The 16797-nt window shown below is 72.5% G+C and carries 17 protein-coding genes and 2 pseudogenes; 5 read left to right on the forward strand and 14 right to left on the reverse strand.

Annotated elements, in window-relative coordinates; genetic code table 11:
* Together H5J30_RS04650 and H5J30_RS04655 are read right to left on the reverse strand one after the other, a co-directional pair.
* Positions 1–1594, reverse strand: a 1594-nt coding sequence (locus H5J30_RS04650; protein ID WP_181785872.1) for a transketolase, incomplete at its 3' end; no start/stop codon positions are given.
* A gap of 402 nt (positions 1595–1996) precedes the next feature.
* The gene (locus tag H5J30_RS04655; RefSeq protein WP_258563092.1) at positions 1997–2419 is read right to left on the reverse strand and encodes an ANTAR domain-containing protein; all 423 of its coding nucleotides are present in this window, start codon (positions 2417–2419) and stop codon (positions 1997–1999) included.
* 408 nt (positions 2420–2827) lie between these two features.
* On the opposite strand from H5J30_RS04655, the gene H5J30_RS04660 reads away from it, so the two are divergent.
* Positions 2828–3661: a SigB/SigF/SigG family RNA polymerase sigma factor gene (locus H5J30_RS04660; protein WP_181785873.1), complete on the forward strand. Its 834-nt coding sequence runs from the start codon at positions 2828–2830 to the stop codon at positions 3659–3661.
* 66 nt (positions 3662–3727) lie between these two features.
* Entirely contained in the window at positions 3728–4651 is a 924-nt protein-coding gene (locus H5J30_RS04665; protein WP_181785874.1) for an NADP-dependent oxidoreductase, read from the forward strand.
* Between the two features lie 39 nt (positions 4652–4690).
* On the opposite strand, the gene H5J30_RS04670 is transcribed toward H5J30_RS04665, so the two are convergent.
* The 5 genes and pseudogenes from H5J30_RS04670 to H5J30_RS04690 form a co-directional block, all read right to left on the reverse strand.
* The gene (locus H5J30_RS04670) at positions 4691–5506 is read right to left on the reverse strand and encodes an SAM-dependent methyltransferase (RefSeq protein ID WP_181785875.1); all 816 of its coding nucleotides are present in this window, start codon (positions 5504–5506) and stop codon (positions 4691–4693) included.
* 66 nt (positions 5507–5572) lie between these two features.
* Positions 5573–5935, reverse strand: a complete 363-nt coding sequence (locus H5J30_RS04675; protein ID WP_181785888.1) for a nuclear transport factor 2 family protein — start codon at positions 5933–5935, stop codon at positions 5573–5575.
* Between the two features lie 210 nt (positions 5936–6145).
* Positions 6146–6529, reverse strand: a pseudogene (locus tag H5J30_RS04680) (spermidine synthase); the annotation flags it as partial.
* Positions 6530–6644: 115 nt separating this feature from the next.
* A complete protein-coding gene (locus H5J30_RS04685) occupies positions 6645–7163 on the reverse strand; it encodes a DUF2617 family protein (protein WP_181785876.1) in 519 nt (172 codons plus the stop codon).
* Between the two features lie 227 nt (positions 7164–7390).
* Complete coding sequence (locus tag H5J30_RS04690) at positions 7391–7627, reverse strand: hypothetical protein (protein WP_181785877.1); 237 nt, start codon at positions 7625–7627, stop codon at positions 7391–7393.
* A 101-nt stretch (positions 7628–7728) separates the two neighbouring features.
* Between H5J30_RS04690 and H5J30_RS04695 the strand changes: the two genes are divergently transcribed.
* The gene (locus H5J30_RS04695; RefSeq protein WP_181785878.1) at positions 7729–8913 is read left to right on the forward strand and encodes a pyridoxal phosphate-dependent aminotransferase; all 1185 of its coding nucleotides are present in this window, start codon (positions 7729–7731) and stop codon (positions 8911–8913) included.
* A gap of 98 nt (positions 8914–9011) precedes the next feature.
* Entirely contained in the window at positions 9012–10028 is a 1017-nt protein-coding gene (locus H5J30_RS04700) for a 2-hydroxyacid dehydrogenase (RefSeq protein ID WP_181785879.1), read from the forward strand.
* Between the two features lie 24 nt (positions 10029–10052).
* Here H5J30_RS04700 and H5J30_RS04705 read toward each other — a convergent pair whose 3' ends face one another.
* The 3 genes from H5J30_RS04705 to H5J30_RS04715 all read right to left on the reverse strand — a co-directional run bounded on the left by H5J30_RS04705 (position 10053) and on the right by H5J30_RS04715 (position 13510).
* Positions 10053–10784 (reverse strand): class I SAM-dependent methyltransferase, encoded by a 732-nt coding sequence (locus H5J30_RS04705; RefSeq protein WP_181785880.1) that lies wholly within the window; start codon positions 10782–10784, stop codon positions 10053–10055.
* Positions 10785–10886: 102 nt separating this feature from the next.
* A complete protein-coding gene (locus H5J30_RS04710) occupies positions 10887–12587 on the reverse strand; it encodes an ABC transporter permease (RefSeq protein WP_181785881.1) in 1701 nt (566 codons plus the stop codon).
* The gene (locus tag H5J30_RS04715) at positions 12587–13510 is read right to left on the reverse strand and encodes an ABC transporter ATP-binding protein (protein WP_181785882.1); all 924 of its coding nucleotides are present in this window, start codon (positions 13508–13510) and stop codon (positions 12587–12589) included. Before H5J30_RS04715 ends, H5J30_RS04710 begins: the two co-directional genes overlap by 1 nt.
* Before the next feature lie 93 nt (positions 13511–13603).
* Here H5J30_RS04715 and H5J30_RS04720 point away from each other — a divergent pair, with 93 nt between their 5' ends.
* Positions 13604–14176, forward strand: coding sequence for a GbsR/MarR family transcriptional regulator (locus H5J30_RS04720; RefSeq protein ID WP_181785883.1), 573 nt, complete (start codon positions 13604–13606; stop codon positions 14174–14176).
* Positions 14177–14185: 9 nt separating this feature from the next.
* Here H5J30_RS04720 and H5J30_RS04725 read toward each other — a convergent pair whose 3' ends face one another.
* The 4 genes and pseudogenes from H5J30_RS04725 to H5J30_RS04740 all read right to left on the reverse strand — a co-directional run.
* Positions 14186–14386 (reverse strand): hypothetical protein, encoded by a 201-nt coding sequence (locus H5J30_RS04725; protein WP_181785884.1) that lies wholly within the window; start codon positions 14384–14386, stop codon positions 14186–14188.
* 142 nt (positions 14387–14528) lie between these two features.
* Positions 14529–15506 carry a hypothetical protein gene (locus H5J30_RS04730; protein WP_181785885.1) on the reverse strand — a complete coding sequence of 326 codons (978 nt, stop codon included), beginning with the start codon at positions 15504–15506 and terminating at the stop codon, positions 14529–14531.
* Positions 15507–15553: 47 nt separating this feature from the next.
* Positions 15554–16273, reverse strand: a complete 720-nt coding sequence (locus H5J30_RS04735; RefSeq protein ID WP_309505431.1) for a hypothetical protein — start codon at positions 16271–16273, stop codon at positions 15554–15556.
* Positions 16274–16404: 131 nt separating this feature from the next.
* Positions 16405–16797: pseudogene (locus H5J30_RS04740) on the reverse strand (diacylglycerol kinase family protein); the annotation flags it as partial.

The raw sequence follows: 16797 nt of genomic DNA on the forward strand, positions 1-16797 counted from the left end.
AGTACAGGTCCAGCACCCGCGCCCCGATGCCCTCCGCGGCCAGCAACTCGGCGGCGGCCAGCGCCTCGTGGACGGCGACCCCGGCGGCGGCGATCGTCACGCGGTCGCCGGGCGCGGCGCGCAGCAGCCTGCTGCCGCCGATGGGGAAGTCCTCGTCGGGCTCGTACAGGACGGGCCGGGCGCCGCGCATGGTGCGCAGGTAGCGCACGCCGGTCAGCTCGTCGTCCGCCATCGCGGCGACGAGCCGCGCGGCCTGGTTGGCGTCGCAGGGGTGCAGCACCGTGCTGCCGTGTATGGCGCGGAACATCGCCAGGTCCTCCAGCCCCATCTGCGACGGGCCGTCCTCGCCGATGGCGACGCCTGCGTGCGAGCCGACCAGGCAGAGGTTGGCCCGGCTGACGGCGGCCATGCGCACGAAGTCGTGGGCGCGGGTCAGGAACGCGGCGAACGTCCCCGCGAACGGCGCCCAGCCGCACGCCTGCATGCCGACGGCGGCCGCGACGAGCTGCTGCTCGGCGATGTAGACCTCGAAGTACCGGTCGGGGTGCTCCTTGGCGAAGAACTCGGTCCGCGTGGAGTCGCCGACCTCGCCGTCCAGGGCGACGACGTCCGGCCGCACGGTGCCGAGCGCCGCCAGCGCGTATCCGTACGCGTCGCGCGTGGACACCGGGTCCCCCACGTCGTACCGCGGCAGCACCGGCTGCGCCGCCGCGGAGCCGCGCGGGGGCGCGGAGGCGTGCGGCGGGGCGGGCGGGCGCACGCGTACGTCGGAGGTGCCGCCCAGTTCTGCGATCGCCGCCTCGGGGTCCGGCAGCGGCTTGCCGTGCATGCCCTCGCGGTTCGCGACGGACGCGACCCCGCTGCCCTTCACGGTGCGGGCGAGCACGGCCGTCGGCCGGTCCGTCACCGCCGCCGCCTCGGCGTACGCGGCGTCGACGGCGGCCGCGTCGTGCCCGTCGACCTCGACGGTGTGCCAGCCGAACGCCCGCGCCCGGCGGGCGTACGCCTCCAGGTCCCAGCCGTGCCGGGTGGGCCCGCGCTGGCCGAGCCGGTTCACGTCGACGATCACGGTGAGGTTGCCCAGGTGCTCGTACCCGGCGTGCTCGAACGCCTCCCAGACCGAGCCCTCGGCCATCTCGCTGTCACCGCACAGCACCCACACCCGGTACGGCAGGTGCGCGAGCCGCTTGCCCGCCAGCGCCATGCCGACGCCGATGGGCGGCCCCTGTCCCAGCGACCCCGTGGCCACGTCGACCCACGGCAGCACGGGTGTCGGATGCCCCTCCAGCCGGCTGCCCGCCTTCCGGAACGTCAGCAGCTCCTCGTCGTCGATGGCGCCGACGGCCTTGAACGCCGCGTACAGCAGCGGTGAGGCGTGCCCCTTGGACAGCACCAGGCGGTCCGCCCCGGGGTGGTCGGGCCGGTCGACGTCGTAGCGCAGATGCCTGGCGAGCAGCACGGCCATCAGGTCGGCCGCGGACATCGACGAGGTCGGGTGGCCGGATCCGGCGGCGGCTGCGGCCCGTACGGCGTCCACGCGCAGCTGGCGGCCGAGCGCGGTGGTGAGGTCCTGATCCACTTCGGCGGCGGTCATGTCGTGCTCCTTGTCCGAGCGGTCTGTGCTCTCCGTCCTCTCCGGCCCGCGGGCACGGCGACGCGCCGGTCCGGTCGCGTACGCGCCGCGCCCTGGTCGGTCATGGGGACCGGGTACCACGCTCCGGCGGGTACTAACGACCGATCCTGCGGCGGCCGGCCGGGGGCACGGTGCGTGGTCGGGAGGTCGCGGAGGGCGTTCGCAGATCGCCGGTGTAGCGGCGGGCGGGGAGGGCACCCGGGGGGAGCGCCCCGGGCACGGGAGTGCGCGGCCCGGCGGCGCGGGCGAGTCCCTACGAGCGGAAGGCGGAGCCGTGGCCCAGGACGCAGACCGCCGAGCGGACCCCGGACGAGCGGGTGGCCCGGGGGGCGGTCGGGGGGCGGTCGGGGACAGGCTCGGCAACTACCCGCCGGATCTGGGGCGTTGCCGGTTCGAGCGGACGCGGCTCATCGCGTCGCGCAGGGGAATCCGCAGGTCGTCCGGGATCGGCCGGCCCGTTGCGGACGCGATGAGGGCCTCGGCCACGTACCGCAGCGGGATGTTGGCGTGCTGGGAGGTGTCCAGCAGCACCTGCCATGCCTCGTCCTCGTCCGCCCCGAGCACGGCGATCAGCACCCCGCGGGCCTGATCGACCATCGGCCGGCTCTCGATTGCCTGCTTGAGCTGCGTGTTCTCCTCGCTCAGCTCGATCAGCCGGCGCGCGGCATGCGCGAGCAGACCGGAGGAGACCGCGTCGTCCTCGACGGCCTTCTCCATTTCCACGGCGAGGTCGGCCGGGGCGGGCGCCCCGTCGGAGGAGCTGTTCGGTGACTGGGGAGGTCGCATAGGGCTCCTCTTCCCCCGCCCGCCGCGTTCATGGCGCCGGTACGGCCATTCGGCGCGGCCCCGGCGGCGCCGGGGCCGGTCCTGCCCGGGGCCGGGCGGCCCGGCGGGACCGTTGTGGGGGCGGGTTCGTGACAGGTCGTGCGACGTGCCGCACCGTCGTATCGTGGAGAAGTCCGTGTCAGCCCTGTTTGCACCGGACGGCGCCGGGCAGATGGACCCTCGTGCTTCGGACCAGAGGCACGCCGCAGGAGTTCACGGCTTGCCGGCCGTCGGCGCTCCGGCCGCACGCGGTCCGGAGCGTTTCCGTTTCCGGCCCCGGCCCTCGGCCGCCCGCCAGAGCGGCCGTGTCCGCCGCCGTCGTCCTCCCGTGAGAAACGTACGCGCACGACCAGCCCGAGGGAGGCCACCGTGGCCCATGTCCGGGCAAGGACAAAGCACCCGCACCACGACGCACCCGACACCTCCGCGCAGTTCCGCCGGCTTTCGGGAATGCCCGAGGGGCCCCGGAAGAAGGCCCTGCGGCAGGAGGTCGTACGCGCCTGGATGCCCATGGCGGAGCGGCTCGCCCGCCAGTACAGAAACCGCGGCGAGGCGCTGGAGGACCTGGAGCAGGTCGCGCACCTCGGCCTGGTGAAGGCGGTGCGGCGGTACGACGCCGCGCGGGGGAACGCCTTCGAGAGCTACGCCGTACCGACGATCGTCGGCGAACTGAAGCGCCACTTCCGCGACCACATGTGGGGCGTGCACGTGCCCCGCCGGGTCCAGGAGCTGCGCAACCGCGTCCGCAGCGCGGGCCTGTCGCTGGCCGTCACGGCCGACGACCGGTTCCCGCCCACCGCGGCCATCGCGGAGGCGGCCGGGCTGACCGAGGACGAGGTGCGTACGGGCCTGGGGGCGTGGGAGAGCTACGCCACGCTGTCCCTCGACGCCGACCTCACCGGCGCCGAGGACGGCTACTCGCTCGTCGACACCTTCGGCAGCACCGAGCCCGGCTTCGACCAGGCCGTGGACCGCGAGGCCGTGCGGCCGCACCTGAGCGGGCTGCCGGAACGCGAACGCGAGATCCTCTACCTGCGCTTCTTCTGCGACATGACGCAGAGCAGCATCGCCGAGCGCTTCGGCATCTCGCAGATGCACGTCTCCCGGCTGATCAGCCACACGTGCGCGCGGGTGTGCGAGCGCGTCGAGGCCGACCAGGCAACCGCGGCGCGCCGGGCCGCGGCGGCGCATCCGACCGGGTAGGAAGCGCGGGAAGCACTATGTTCGATGCGGGCAGTCCCCCGACTGCCCGGTAAGGAGCGGGAGCCTGTGCAAGCCATCACCGTCCGCGACCCCGACGCCGGCACCGCCGGGATGACCCTGACGGACCTGCCGCACCCGCAGGCCGCGCAGAACGACGTCATCGTGCAGGTCCACGCGGCCGGCTTCACCCCCGGCGAGCTGACCTGGCCGGGCACGTGGACCGACCGCGCCGGCCGGGACCGGACGCCGAGCGTGCCCGGGCACGAGCTGTCCGGCGTGGTCACCGAACTCGGCTACGGCACCACCGGGCTCACCGTCGGGCAGCGCGTCTACGGCCTCGCCGACTGGACCCGCGACGGCTCGCTCGCGCAGTACACCGCCGTCGAGGCCCGCAACCTCGCCCCGCTGCCGGCCGACGTCGACCACGTCACCGCGGCGGCCCTGCCGATCTCCGGACTCACCGCATGGCAGGCCCTGTTCGACCACGGCGGGCTCACCACGGGACAGAGCGTGCTGATCCACGGCGCGGCCGGCGGCGTCGGCTCCATCGCCGTGCAACTGGCCCGCGAGGCGGGTGCCCGGGTCGTCGGCACCGGCCGCGCGGGCTCGCGCGCCACCGCCCTGGACCTGGGCGCGGAGGCGTTCGTCGACCTGGAGTCGGAGCGGCTCGCGGACGCCGGGCAGTTCGACGTGGTCTTCGACGTCATCGGCGGCGAGGTCCTCGACCGCTCCACCGACCTGGTCCGCCCCGGCGGCACGCTGGTGACCATCGCCGAGCCGGTACGGGTCCACCCCGGCGACGGACGGGCGGTGTTCTTCGTCGTGGAACCCGACCGGGCCCGGCTCGCCGGCCTCGCCCGGCGGCTGCGCGAGGGACGGCTCAAGCCGCTGGTCGGGGACGTACGGCCGCTCGCCGAGGCGGCGGCCGCGTTCGCCCCCGGCCGGCGCAGCGCAGGGAAGACGGTCATCCGGGTCACCGCGGAAGGCTGAGACAGAGCCGGCACCGACCGGGCCGTTCCCGGCGCGGGGTCAGGGCTTGCGGCCGACGGCGCAGATCCGCCAGGGCGCCACCGCGCGGTTCGCCCCGACGGCCGGGTCCTCGGGCCGCCACTGGGCGCAGGGGACGACGCCCGGTTCGAGGACCTCCAGGCCGTCGAAGTAGCCGGCGACGTCGGCGGGGTCGCGGAGCGTCTGCGGGTCCACGCCCGCGTCGTTCCACATCTGCAGGACCCGGTCCACCTCGCCGCTCACGCCCCTGACGGGGTGGGCGAGCGCCAGATAGCTGCCCGGGGGCACGGCCTCGACGAGGCTGCCCACGACGTCGCGCGCCTCGGCGTCGTCGATGACGAACTGGACGATGCCCAGCATCATCAGCCCGACCGGCCGGGTGAAGTCCAGGGTCTTCGCCGCCTCTTCGAGGATCGCCGCGATGTCGCGGACGTCGGCGTCGACGTAGTTGGTGGCGCCCTGCGGGCCGCTGGTGAGCAGCGCGTCGGCGTACCGCAGCACCAGGGGGTCGTTGTCGACGTAGACGACGCGGGACTCGGGCGCGACGTCCTGGGCGACCTCGTGGGTGTTGTGGTTGGTGGGCAGTCCGGCACCGAGGTCGAGGAACTGGCGGATCCCGGCCTCGGCGGTGAGGTGGCGCACCGACCGCATCAGGAAGCCGCGGTCGGCCCGCGCCGCTTCCACCACGTCGGGCACGGCCTCCTGCAACTGGTCGCCGACCGTACGGTCGACCTCGTAGTTGCTCTTGCCGCCCAGCCAGTAGTCCCACACGCGCGCCGAGTGCGGCCGCTGCTGGTCCAGGGACCTGGTCCCGTCGGGTAAGTGCTGCTCTGCCATGATCGGCGCTCCTGGTGCGGATCGTTTGCGGGTTCGACCCGCACCAGTGTGCCGCGGAAGCCGCTGTCAGTCCGGCAGTCGGTCCAGGAAGCCCAGGACGGTGCGGATCCGGCCGTCCCCCGCCAGCGTGACGACGTCGAAGCCCTGCACCGGCGCCGAGCCGTCCGGGGCGATCAGCTCCCAGGTGAAGCGGGCCGTGTCGTGGTGGCCCTCGACCGCGCCGAGGAGGCGGAACTCGAAGCCCGGGAACTGCTCCTGGGCACCGGCGATCACGGCGGTGAGGCCCGGGTGCCCGCTGACCTCGGCGAGCGGGTCGGTGTACGTCGCGTCCTCGGTCCACGCGGCGGCGACGGCCTTCTCGCGCTCCGCGGGGTCCTGGGCGTTCCAGGCGGCGAAGTAGCGGGTGACGGCGGTCTCGTACATCGACATGGGGGCCTCCTCGGGGGTGGTGCTGATCGATGGCTCCACGATGCGGGGCACCCGGGTGCGGCGTCGATTACCCCCGAGGTAGGGTCCCCGCTCACCGCCCGAGTACGGTCAGCAGCGGCGGGGTCCGCCGGCCGTGCGGGTCGGCGCAGGAGAGCACCGCGTAGCCGGGCGGGACGGCGGTCGCCAGCTCGTACTCCGTCCAGGGCCGGACCGCGGCTGCCCGAACCACGCGAAGCACGCGTGCAGCGCCATCGCCGAGAGTCCGCCGAGCAGCGCGAGCACCGCCTCGACCGCGCCGAAGGCGACCGCCGCCCGGATCCGCAGCCGCTTGGCCAGCAGCGATCCGACGCCCATCGCGAAGACCATGACGGACAGCACGACGGACGCCTGGGTGACGGAGTCGCCGATCAGGTACGAACCGAGGGCGACCAGCTCCAGCTCGTACACCAACCCGCAGGCGGCGCAGACGAAGACCGTCGCGAGCACGAGAAACCGCCCGGTGGCGGGCGGCACCGGGAGGGCGGGCGGCGGCGCGCCCGGCAGCGCGGGAGCGCGGCCGGGGGCGCGCGTCGTCTGCTCGTACGGTTCGATCACGAAGGAACGATACGTTTGCGCCGGTGCCGCCCCTTGTCACCCACACGTGTGCAATATGCCCTGGACATGGGCGAATTGACCCGGTCCGGGGCGTCGGCGGCGTCCGACGGCCGTCCTAGACCGGCTCCGCGACCCGCGCGGCCATCGTCGTCCGCGTCGCCACCAGGCGTCCTTCCTGCGGATACGAGTGCCACGTGCGCCATCCGACGACGTCGCCCTGACGGTGCACCAGCAGCGCGGTGAACGCGTGCGGGCTGCCCGGGAACGTGCCGGCGAGCCCCCGCGGGTGATCGGCGACCAGCGCCAGCAACTCCTGGGCCCGGGACTCGAAGGCGCCCCGGGTCAGCGTCTCGACCCGGGCGGCGAACTCGTACTCCCACCCGGCCACCTGCTTGGCGACGCCGAGAGGGAGCGGTGTGCTGCTGCCGGGCAGGCAGGCGACGGTCTCGGAACAGGCCGAGTCGCCGTCCCTGAGCAGTACTTGATGCGAGGCCCCGAGCAGCCTGAGCTGCACGTCGGCGGAGCCGAGGCGCAGGTCGAGCACCGCCAGGGCCGCCATGGGGTCCATCCCGAGCCGCCATGCGAGGTCCTGGGCCCGGGTGTCCGTGTACGAGGTCTTGAGAGTGGTGAGCATGGGTCGGCTCCGCAGGCAGGGTGAAAAGACATCGGGCCGCCCGCCTGATGGCGGGACCACGGGTGCGGGCGCAGGCCGAGAAGCACGCGGGCACGCCCCGGCAGAAGGGGAATGCGCCCGGGAAATACGGAATCATGAAGTGCGGCCCGCCGACAGCGTTTTTACCCTTCTTCACCGGGTTTCCATCGCGCGGGCGCGCGACTGGTCAGTTGTTCACTTTCTGACAACTAGCACCCGCCGCCGCCTCCGTCACCGCCGCCTCCCCCGCCGCAGTCACCGCCGCCGCTGCCGCCGCCCGCGTCTCCGCCCCAGCCGACCGCGTCCGTACCGGCGGCCGCACCGCCCACACCGCCCCATCGACCCGTGCCGGACAGTGTGTTGCGGTGGGTGCTGCGCCTGGAGACGGCGGCGGACAGGCCCACGATCAACCCGATCGCGGCCACGCAGAAAACAACGAATCCCATCGGACCCTCCTCATCTCCCCCGCCCCCGCGGAGGTCCGCTGTATCACCGGATGTGCCCGGCAGACGGCCTCCTCAACCCTCCGCCGTGCAAGCATGTCCCCATGGGACGCCCACCGCTGAGCAGCCGCCTGACCCCCTTCGTGACCACGATCTTCGCCGAGATGTCCGCGCTCGCCGTGCGCACCGGGTCGATCAACCTGGGCCAGGGCTTCCCCGACACCGACGGCCCCGCGGAGGTCGCCGAGGCGGCCGTACGGGCCATCCGGGAGGGCCGCGGCAACCAGTACCCGCCCGGGCCCGGGATCCCCGAGCTGCGGCGCGCCGTCGCCGAGCACCAGCGGCGGTGGTACGGGCTGGAGTGGGACCCCGACACCGAGGTGCTCGTCACCGCCGGGGCCACCGAGGCGGTCGCGGCGGCGCTGCTCGCGCTGCTGGAGCCGGGCGACGAGGTGATCGCCCTGGAGCCGTACTACGACTCGTACGCCGCCGGCATCGCCATGGCCGGCGCCCGCCGCGTCCCGGTCACCCTGCGCCCCGACACGGGCGCGGGGGCGCCCGCGTACCGGCTCGACCTCGACGAGCTGCGCGCCGCCGTCACCCCGGCCACCCGCCTCATCCTCCTCAACTCCCCCCACAACCCCACCGGCACCGTCCTCGACCGCACCGAGCTGGAGGCAGTCGCCGCCCTCGCCCGCGAGCGCGACCTGCTCGTCGTCACCGACGAGGTCTACGAGCACCTCGTCTTCGACGGCGCGCACATCCCGCTCGCCACCCTCCCCGGCATGCGCGAGCGCACGGTGTCGATCTCGTCGGCCGGCAAGAGCTACTCCTTCACCGGCTGGAAGGTCGGCTGGGTCACCGCCCCCGCGCCGCTGGTCGCCGCCGTGCGCACCGCCAAGCAGTATCTGACGTACGTCAGCGCCGGCCCCTTCCAGTACGCCGTAGCCGAGGCCCTGGCGCTGCCCGACTCCTACCTCACGGGCCTGCGCGCCGACCTGCTGCGCAAGCGCGACCTGCTCGCCGCCGGCCTCGCGGAGGCCGGCCTGCGCGTCTTCCGCCCGGCCGGCACGTACTTCATCACCGCCGACATCACCCCCCTCGGCGAGAAGGACGGCGTCGCGTACTGCATGTCGCTGCCCGAGCGCTGCGGGGTCGTCGCCGTGCCGACGCAGGTGTTCTACGACGATCCGGACGCGGGGCGCAGCATCGTGCGGTTCGCCTTCTGCAAGAAGGACGAGGTGCTGGCGGAGGCGGTGCGGCGGCTGAAGGAGGGCCGTTCGGCGTAAGCCGGCGGGCCGCCCGGACGCCGGACGGGGACGATGATGGCGCGGGAGAGCAGAGAGCAGAGAGCAGAGAGCGGAGAGCGGCAGCGGGAGGCCGAGCCATGGAGATCGTCGCGTACGGCGTGCAGGCCGACGAGCGGCCGGTGATGGAGCCCGCCTTCGAGGCGGCGTTCCGCGGCGAGCACACCCTGCGCTGCCTCGACCTGTTCCTCAACCGCGACACCGTCCCCACCGCCGCCGGCTACGAGGTCGTCCTCACCGGCGTCAACGACGAGCTGGACGGCCCCGTCCTGCACCGCCTCGCCGCCGGCGGCACCCGGTTCCTCGCCCAGCGCTCCACCGGCTACAACAACATCGACCTCGACGCCGCCCGGGACGCCGCCCTGTCCGTGGCCCGCGTCTCGCACTACTCCCCGTACTCCGTCGCCGAGTTCGCCTGGGGCCTGGCCCTCGCCGTCAACCGCCGCCTCGTCCGCGCCGCCACCCGCTCCCGCGAATTCGACTTCCGCCTCGACGGCCTGATGGGCCGCGACTTCCACGGCCGTACGGCCGGCATCCTCGGCACCGGAAAGATCGGCGAGGTCTTCGCCCGCATCGCCCACGGCTTCGGCATGCGGCTGCTCGGCAGCGACGTCGCGGAGAACCCCGAGTGCCTGGCGCTGGGCATGGAGTACGTCGGTACGGACCGGCTGTTCGCCGAGTCCGACCTGATCAGCCTGCACGCGCCGCTGCTGCCCGAGACGCACCACACGGTGGACGCGGCGGCACTGGCGGCCATGAAGGACGACGCGATCCTCGTCAACTCCAGCCGCGGCGGCCTCGTCGACACCGACGCCCTGGTGGAGACGCTGCGGGCCGGGCGTCTCGGCGGCGTGGGCCTGGACATGTACGAGGAGGAGGCCGGGCTGTTCCACCACGACCGGTCGATGGAGGTGATGATGGACGACCGGCTGGCCCGCCTGATGACCTTCGGCAACGTCCTGGTCACCTCGCACCAGGCGTACTTCACCGCCGACGCGGTCGGCCAGATCACCGACGCGACGCTCGACAACGTACGGGACTGGCTGGCGGGCCGGACGGGCGGGAACTTCCTGCTCCCGCCGCCCGGTTCCGCCTGATCAGACCTTCCGGCGCACCCCTGCTCAGACCTTCTCGTACACCGAGACGTGCGACCGGCTCGACGCGTCGAAGGGCCGCCGGTCCCACCCGGAGTGGCGCTCCCGCAGCCGCATCCCCGCGAGCCGCGCCATCAGGTCCAGCTCGCTCGGCCAGCAGTAGCGCAGCCGCAGCGGGCGCAGCGAGGTCCCGTGCGCGTCGAACGTCACGCGCTGGTACGTGACCGCCTGCGCGACCGGGTCGTGGACCAGGAACTCCATCTTCACCGCGTCCTCGGTCAGGGCGCGGGTGGCGACGCGCTGGTTGCGGTCGAACTCCCTCAGGTCCTGGACGAAGCATTCGATGACGAACAGCCCGCCGGGCTCCAGGACCGCGGCGACGTTGCGGAAGCAGTCGACCTGCCGGTCCTGGTCGGGCAGGTTGAACAGGGTGTTGAAGACCAGATAGGCGAGGGGGAACGGGCCGTCCACGGACACGTCGGCCATGTCGCCGATGCTGACCGGGATGTCGGCGCCGCCGGGCTTCGCGCGCAGCTGCTCGACCATGGCCGTGGAGCCGTCGATGCCCTCGACGGCGACGCCGCGGTCGGCGAGGGGCAGGGCCACGCGGCCGGTGCCGACGGCGAGTTCGAGGGCGCGGGCGCCGGCCGGGACGAGGCCGGCGAGGAAGTCGACGGTGGGGGTGGGTTCGTAGGGGTCGGCGTGGTCGTACTCGTGGGCGTAACGGTCGAAGAACGCGGGGTCGTTGAATACGGTCACGGGGCGGGAGTCAAGCAGCGGAGGGCGGCTCGGGGCGAGCGAATTAACGCGTCGGGGGCGGGTGCCCCGCCTCCCGGCAGGACACCCGCCCCCGTACGGCGGCTACTTCGTCTCCAGGTCCCGTCGGCGGAAGCCCACGAGGCCCAGCCACACCAGCCCGACCGCGATCGCCGTCAGCGCCAGCAGCGGCGTCCACGACATGTCCTTCGCGGGCAGCTGCGGTACGTGCCCGAAGGGGGACAGGTCGTTGAGCGCGCCCGGGAACTTGAGGATCTCGCCGAGGTAGCCGACGACGAACCCGTACACCGGGACCGCCCACGCCGCCGCCACCGCCCGCGGCGCCCAGCCGAAGAGCGCGACCGCCAGGCCGATCGTGACCCACAGCGCGGGTGCGTACGCCAGGGCCGCGCCGACGAGCTTGAGGAACAGCCCGCCGTCGCCCGTGGAGGCGGCACCCGAGGCGCCGAAGCCGATGCCGGCGAGGAGCATCAGCACCGTGCCGCCGGCGGCGCCGACGATCGTGTGGCTGAGCACCCACCGGTCGCGCGACAGCGCGGTGGCGAGCAGCGGCTCGGCGCGGCCGGCCGACTCCTCCGCGCGCGGGCGCAGGGCGGCCATCACGACGTAGATCGAGCAGACGACCGCGAGGACGATCATCACCACCGAGGCGAAGGACTCCGCCACGTTGGCGCCGCCGACCTCGGCGAGCTGCTCCTCCAGTTCGTCTATGCCCTCGATCATCTCCTCGGCGTCGCCGAGGATCGACCCGTACATCACGCCGAGCAGCAGCGCGCCCGCGCCGAAGCCGAACAGCAGCCCGCGGTGCAGCCGCAGCGCGAAGCCCAGCGGGGTGGTGAGGGAGTCGGAGCCGACGGGGCTGCCGAGGCGGGCGGCCTTCAGGCCCGCGCCGACGTCGCGGCGGGTGCTGAGCACGAAGCCGGCCGCCCCGCAGACCACGGCGGCGGCGAGCACGAGCAGCAGCGGCCACCAGCGGTCGTCGACGTAGACGTAGGTGCGCTGGACCCAGCCGATCGGCGAGAGCCACGACACCCAGTCGTTGCCGACGTCGCCGGCGGCGCGCAGCGCGTACGCCGCGCCGATGACGGCCATCGCCATGCCGGACGCCCCGCGCGCGTACGCGGTGACCTGCACGGTGATCGCGGCGACCGCGGCGAAGAAGATGCCGATCGCCGTGTGCGCCATGCCGTAGAGCAGGGAGCCCTGGCCGTCGACGCCGTCGATGCCCATGCCGGACATGCCGACGGCGAGCAGCAGCCCGAGCGCCAGGTTCGCCACGACGGCGACGCCGAGCGCGGCGGCGAGGTAGGCGTGCCGGCCGACGACGCCGGAGCGGATCAGCTCGGCGCGGTTGGTCTCCTCCTCGGTCCTGGTGTGCCGGGAGATGATGAGCACGCTCATGATGCCGACGAGCACGGCCCCGAAGCCGAGCATCTGGTGGCCGGTCATCGAGCCGATGTTGTAGTCGTCGAGGTAGTGCTGCGGGCCGGTCATGGCCAGGCCGGCGGGGCTGTCCATGGTCTCGGCGACGTCGGCGCGCTTCTTGGCCGTGTCGTACGAGGTGTCGAAGCTGCTGACGCTGGAGACGGTCCCCAGGAACAGCGCGAGCACCCACACGGGCAGCCGTACGCGGTCCCGGCGCAGCGCGAACCGGAAGAGGGTCCCGGTGCCGGCCAGCGCACTGGCGCTCTCGGAGGCGCGCGGGGACGCCGCCGGGCGGGCCTTCGCGGCGCCCGCGGCGCCGGTGTCGTCGGTGTCGTTCGTGGCGGAGGGGGTGGCAGACATCAGGCTGCTCCCGCCTCCGAGTGGTGGCCGTTGTGCTCCAGCTCGTCGCCGTAGTGGCGGAGCATCAGCTCCTCCAGGGTGGGGGGATGACTCACCAGGCTGCGGATGCCGAACTCGCCGAGCCGCCGCACGGCGGCGTCCAGGTGCTCGCCGTCGACGGCGAAGTGGACCCGGCTGTCGTCGGTACGGAGCTGGTGGATGCCCGGCAGCTCCTCGATGCCGGTGGCGGGCCGCTCGGTCTCGGCCTCGATGGTCGTACGGGTCAGGTGGCGCATCTCGCTGAGCGTGCCGGACTGCACGATCTTCCCCAGCCGGATGATGCTCACCCGGTCCGCGAGCTTCTCCACCTGCGCGAGGATGTGGCTGGACAGCAGGACGGTCTTGCCCTCGGCCTTCGCCTGGATGATGACGTCCTGGAAGACGACCTCCATGAGCGGGTCGAGACCCGCGGTGGGTTCGTCGAGCAGGAGCAGCTCGGCGTCGGAGGCGAGGGCGGCGACGATGGCCACCTTCTGCCGGTTCCCCTTGGAGTAGCTCCGGCCCTTCTTGGTCGGGTCGAGGTCGAAGCGTTCGATGAGGTCGTCGCGACGCTGCTTGTCGATGCCGCCGCGGAGCCGCGCGAGCAGGTCGATGGCCTCACCGCCGGTCAGGTTGGGCCACAGCTCGACGTCCCCCGGCACGTAGGCCAGTCGGCGGTGAAGCGTGACGGCGTCGGCCCACGGGTCGCCGCCGAGCACCTGGGCGGTGCCCGTATCGGCGCGCAGCAGGCCGAGCAGCACGCGGATGGTGGTGGACTTGCCGGCGCCGTTGGGGCCGAGGAAGCCGTGCACCTCGCCCGTCTCCACGTCGAGGTCGAGGCCGTCGAGCGCACGGGTCCGGCCGAACGTCTTGGTCAGGCCGGAGACGGTGATTGCCTTGGTCATACCATGTAAGCTACACGAACGTTCACAAATTTGTGAAGTTAAGGAAGCGTTAGAGTCGACCCTGACGGGACCGGACGGGGAGAACGTAGAAAAGTGGCAGATCAGCAGCGTGACGAGCGTGGTGAGCGCGAAGAACGCGGCGACGGCGCGGACCGCTCGGACCGTGCGGAACGCTCGGACCGCGACAGAGAGGCCGTGTCGAGATACGTCGAACGCGTGGCCGCCGAACTCACCGAGATGGGCATGCAGCGCATGGCGTCCCGGGTCTTCGCGTGCATCCTGGCGGACGACGCGGGCGCCCTCACCGCCGCGGAGGTCGGCGAGCGCCTGCACGTGAGCCCCGCGGCGGTCTCGGGCGCGGTGCGCTACCTCGCGGCGGTCGGCCTCATCACCCGCGAACGCGAGCCGGGCTCGCGGCGCGAGCGGTACCGCATGGAGAGCGACCGCTGGTACCAGATCTTCGCCCAGCGGGAAGGGATGATCAGGCGCTTCGAACAGACCCTGGACACGGGCGTCGGCATCCTGGGCGCGGACAGCGCGGCGGGCCGGCGGATCGCGGAGACGACGGAGTTCTTCTCGTTCCTGCGGGAGGAGAACGGCCGCCTGGAGCAGCGCTGGTGGGACTACGTCAAACGACGCGACGAGGCCAGGACACCGGGGGAGTGACGGAGCCCGTCAGTCATCCGCGGCACACCGGTCGGCAGACACCCCGGTAGCGGCACCGGCGTCCTCCCGCACGGCCAGCCACTCCCCGAAGGCGGCCCCACCCCCGAACAGCGTCGCGGCCAGCACCAGCCCGGTAACGACCTCGACCCGCCGCCCGCGCGAGCCCCGGTAACGGACCGGCACCCCGGCCGGCGGATCGAACTCACTCATACAAAAACCCTGCCGCCCCTCCCGCCCCCCCGCCTCCCGAACAAAGCAACCGGGTCCCCCAGGGCCCTACCCGCCCGTAATCGCGAGGAGGCGAGGCAGGCGCGGTCTGCTCGAAACCTCGCTCAACTCACCGGCAGCCGGGTCAGCGGACGACGGACTGGACTTCCTTGACCGTGACGTCCTGCGGCGTGCCGAAGGTGCCCGACGGCAGGTCGGTGGGGACGGGGTGGTTGGTCCCGGTCCAGCTGACCTCCCAGGTGACGGTGGCCTGGAAGGGGTACGGTCCGGTGGCCTCGGAGGAGCGCAGATACGTCACCCCGCACGGCGGCGTGCCCTCGGCCCCGGCGGGACGCTTCTGGCCGATGCCGCCGTCGCCGAGGGGGCATTGGCCCGAGTCGGGGTGGGTGACTGCGTCGTCGGTTCCGGGGTCGATGCGTACGCCGACGGGCCGGGCGGTGGTGGTGGCGGAGATGCCGAGGGCGTCGACGGAGGCGGTCGCCGACACCGGGTGGAAGGTCGCGTCGTCCAGCGAGACCCAGGTGGGCAGGTTCACGACCAGCCTGTCGTCGGCGGGCTGGAGGGTCGCGGTGCCCTCGGGGATGCGGATCTCCTCGTAGGCGAGCTGGGCCAGGATCTCCGGTGTGATGACGTTCTCGATATCCGCCGGTGGCTCGTCGCCGTTGTCGACCCAGAACGGCATTTCGGTGCATTCCATGGACGCCGAGTCGTTCAGGCGGGCGGGATTCTTGTACGCGCCCCACCAGTAGCCCTTGTCGTTCTTCTCGACGTTGAAGGCCCCGTGGTCTCCGTCGATGTACTTGTCCTTCATGGATTCGGCATTGTCCGCGTCGTGCTGCGGGCTCAGATCGACCATGCCGTCGAGCCGGGTCTGCGCGGCCTCCTCCGCGGTCCACTTCGGCGCGTACCAGCAAGCCGGAGGCGACCAATTCCCGACCGGGGTCAACCGGCCGGAGCCGCCGCCCTCGGCACTACCGCTGGTGGTGACCTCCACCTCGACGCTGGCCGAGGCCGTGTCACCGGCAAGGTCACCTTGCTCCTTGGAGTCGCCATGCGCCCCCTTGTCGCCCCAACCCTCGGCATAGGCGATGCCAGGCAGCAATGCAATCCCTAACGCAGCTACCGCCGCTAAACCTCGCGTGCACCGGATTACGGCTGGCATTCTTGTGCCCCCCTCTTGGCCTCTACCTCGACCGTCTGCCATACGTTCTTCTTGTTCTTGACGAGTCGCTTGTTGGTGAGGGCATATGAATCGCTCGATGCGGAGGATCTGTCGACGTCTCCGGACTTCCCGTCCTTGATGAACGCCTTGCTCTGGTCAATGCAATAAATGACCACCGCGGAACCGTCGTCAAGAAAGCTGACCTTTTGGTCGAAGTAGCGCGCAGTTCCCACCCACGTGTCACCGTCGCCGGTCCACCGCTTGATGTAGTCGAACGCGTCCTGGAGCGCAGTGCCACTGTTGTAGAAGGGCAGTGCCTCTGTCTGCGCCGAACCCTGAAGGATGGCCTCGTCAACGGAGTTGACGGACTCGGCAGTGTCTGCGAGGACAGCGTCCTCCTTCGGGTCGCCCGTCTCCCAGCCCTCGAAGACGTTCTTCGCGTCCGCCGGCAGCTTGATCTCCGGTCGGCCCGGTGCCGCCGTGTCCGTCGGTGACTCCGAGGGTGTGGACGACGGCTTCGATGCCTCGATCTTGTCGTCGCTGCCACCGTCGTCGTCGCTGCCGCCGCAGGCGGTGAGCAGCAGCAGTGTCGCGAATCCCAGTGCGGCGGCCGATCCTGTGCGTACGCGTGCGCGTCTCCCGTTGCGGGCGACGGGCTCGGTACCGGCGATGGCCGCGGGGGCGGTGGGGTGGGGGCGGCGGGTCACGATCAACTCCGAGTGATGAAGGAATACTCCGTGTGACGACGCTATCGAAGATCCTCACCACTCCACCACCCCCGATTTCCCTGCCGCTATTGGCTCTTGAGGCCACCGGGGCGACGGGAGGGCTTCGGCGGTTACCGGGTCGGGGCCGTGATGAGGCGCCAGGCGTTGGGGTGGGCGGTCCAGGTGCGTTGGCGGACCGGGGGGCTGAGGAGGGCGTCGGCGCGGTAGCGGAAGTCGCTGCCCCAGACGCGTACGCTGCGGGCCTCCGCGTGCAGGGGGTCGCCGGGGCCGCGGGGGCGGATCACCACCTGGGCCAGGCCGCTCGTCGGGTCCGTGACCACTCTGACCTGCGCCGCCGGGCCGTCCAGATCCGCCAGCAACACGCCGTCGGCCTCTACGCGGAGGCGGAAGCCCGGTTCCGGTGCGGTTTCCTCGGCCGGATCGGCCTCGTACTCGTCGGCGTCCGTGTCCACCGGCCGCCAGCCCTCCGCGCCGCCCGACTCCCAGCCGCCCGTCGCGTCCTC

This window comes from Streptomyces phytophilus, assembly GCF_013870535.1.
In the GTDB taxonomy this organism is placed as follows: domain Bacteria; phylum Actinomycetota; class Actinomycetes; order Streptomycetales; family Streptomycetaceae; genus Streptomyces; species Streptomyces phytophilus.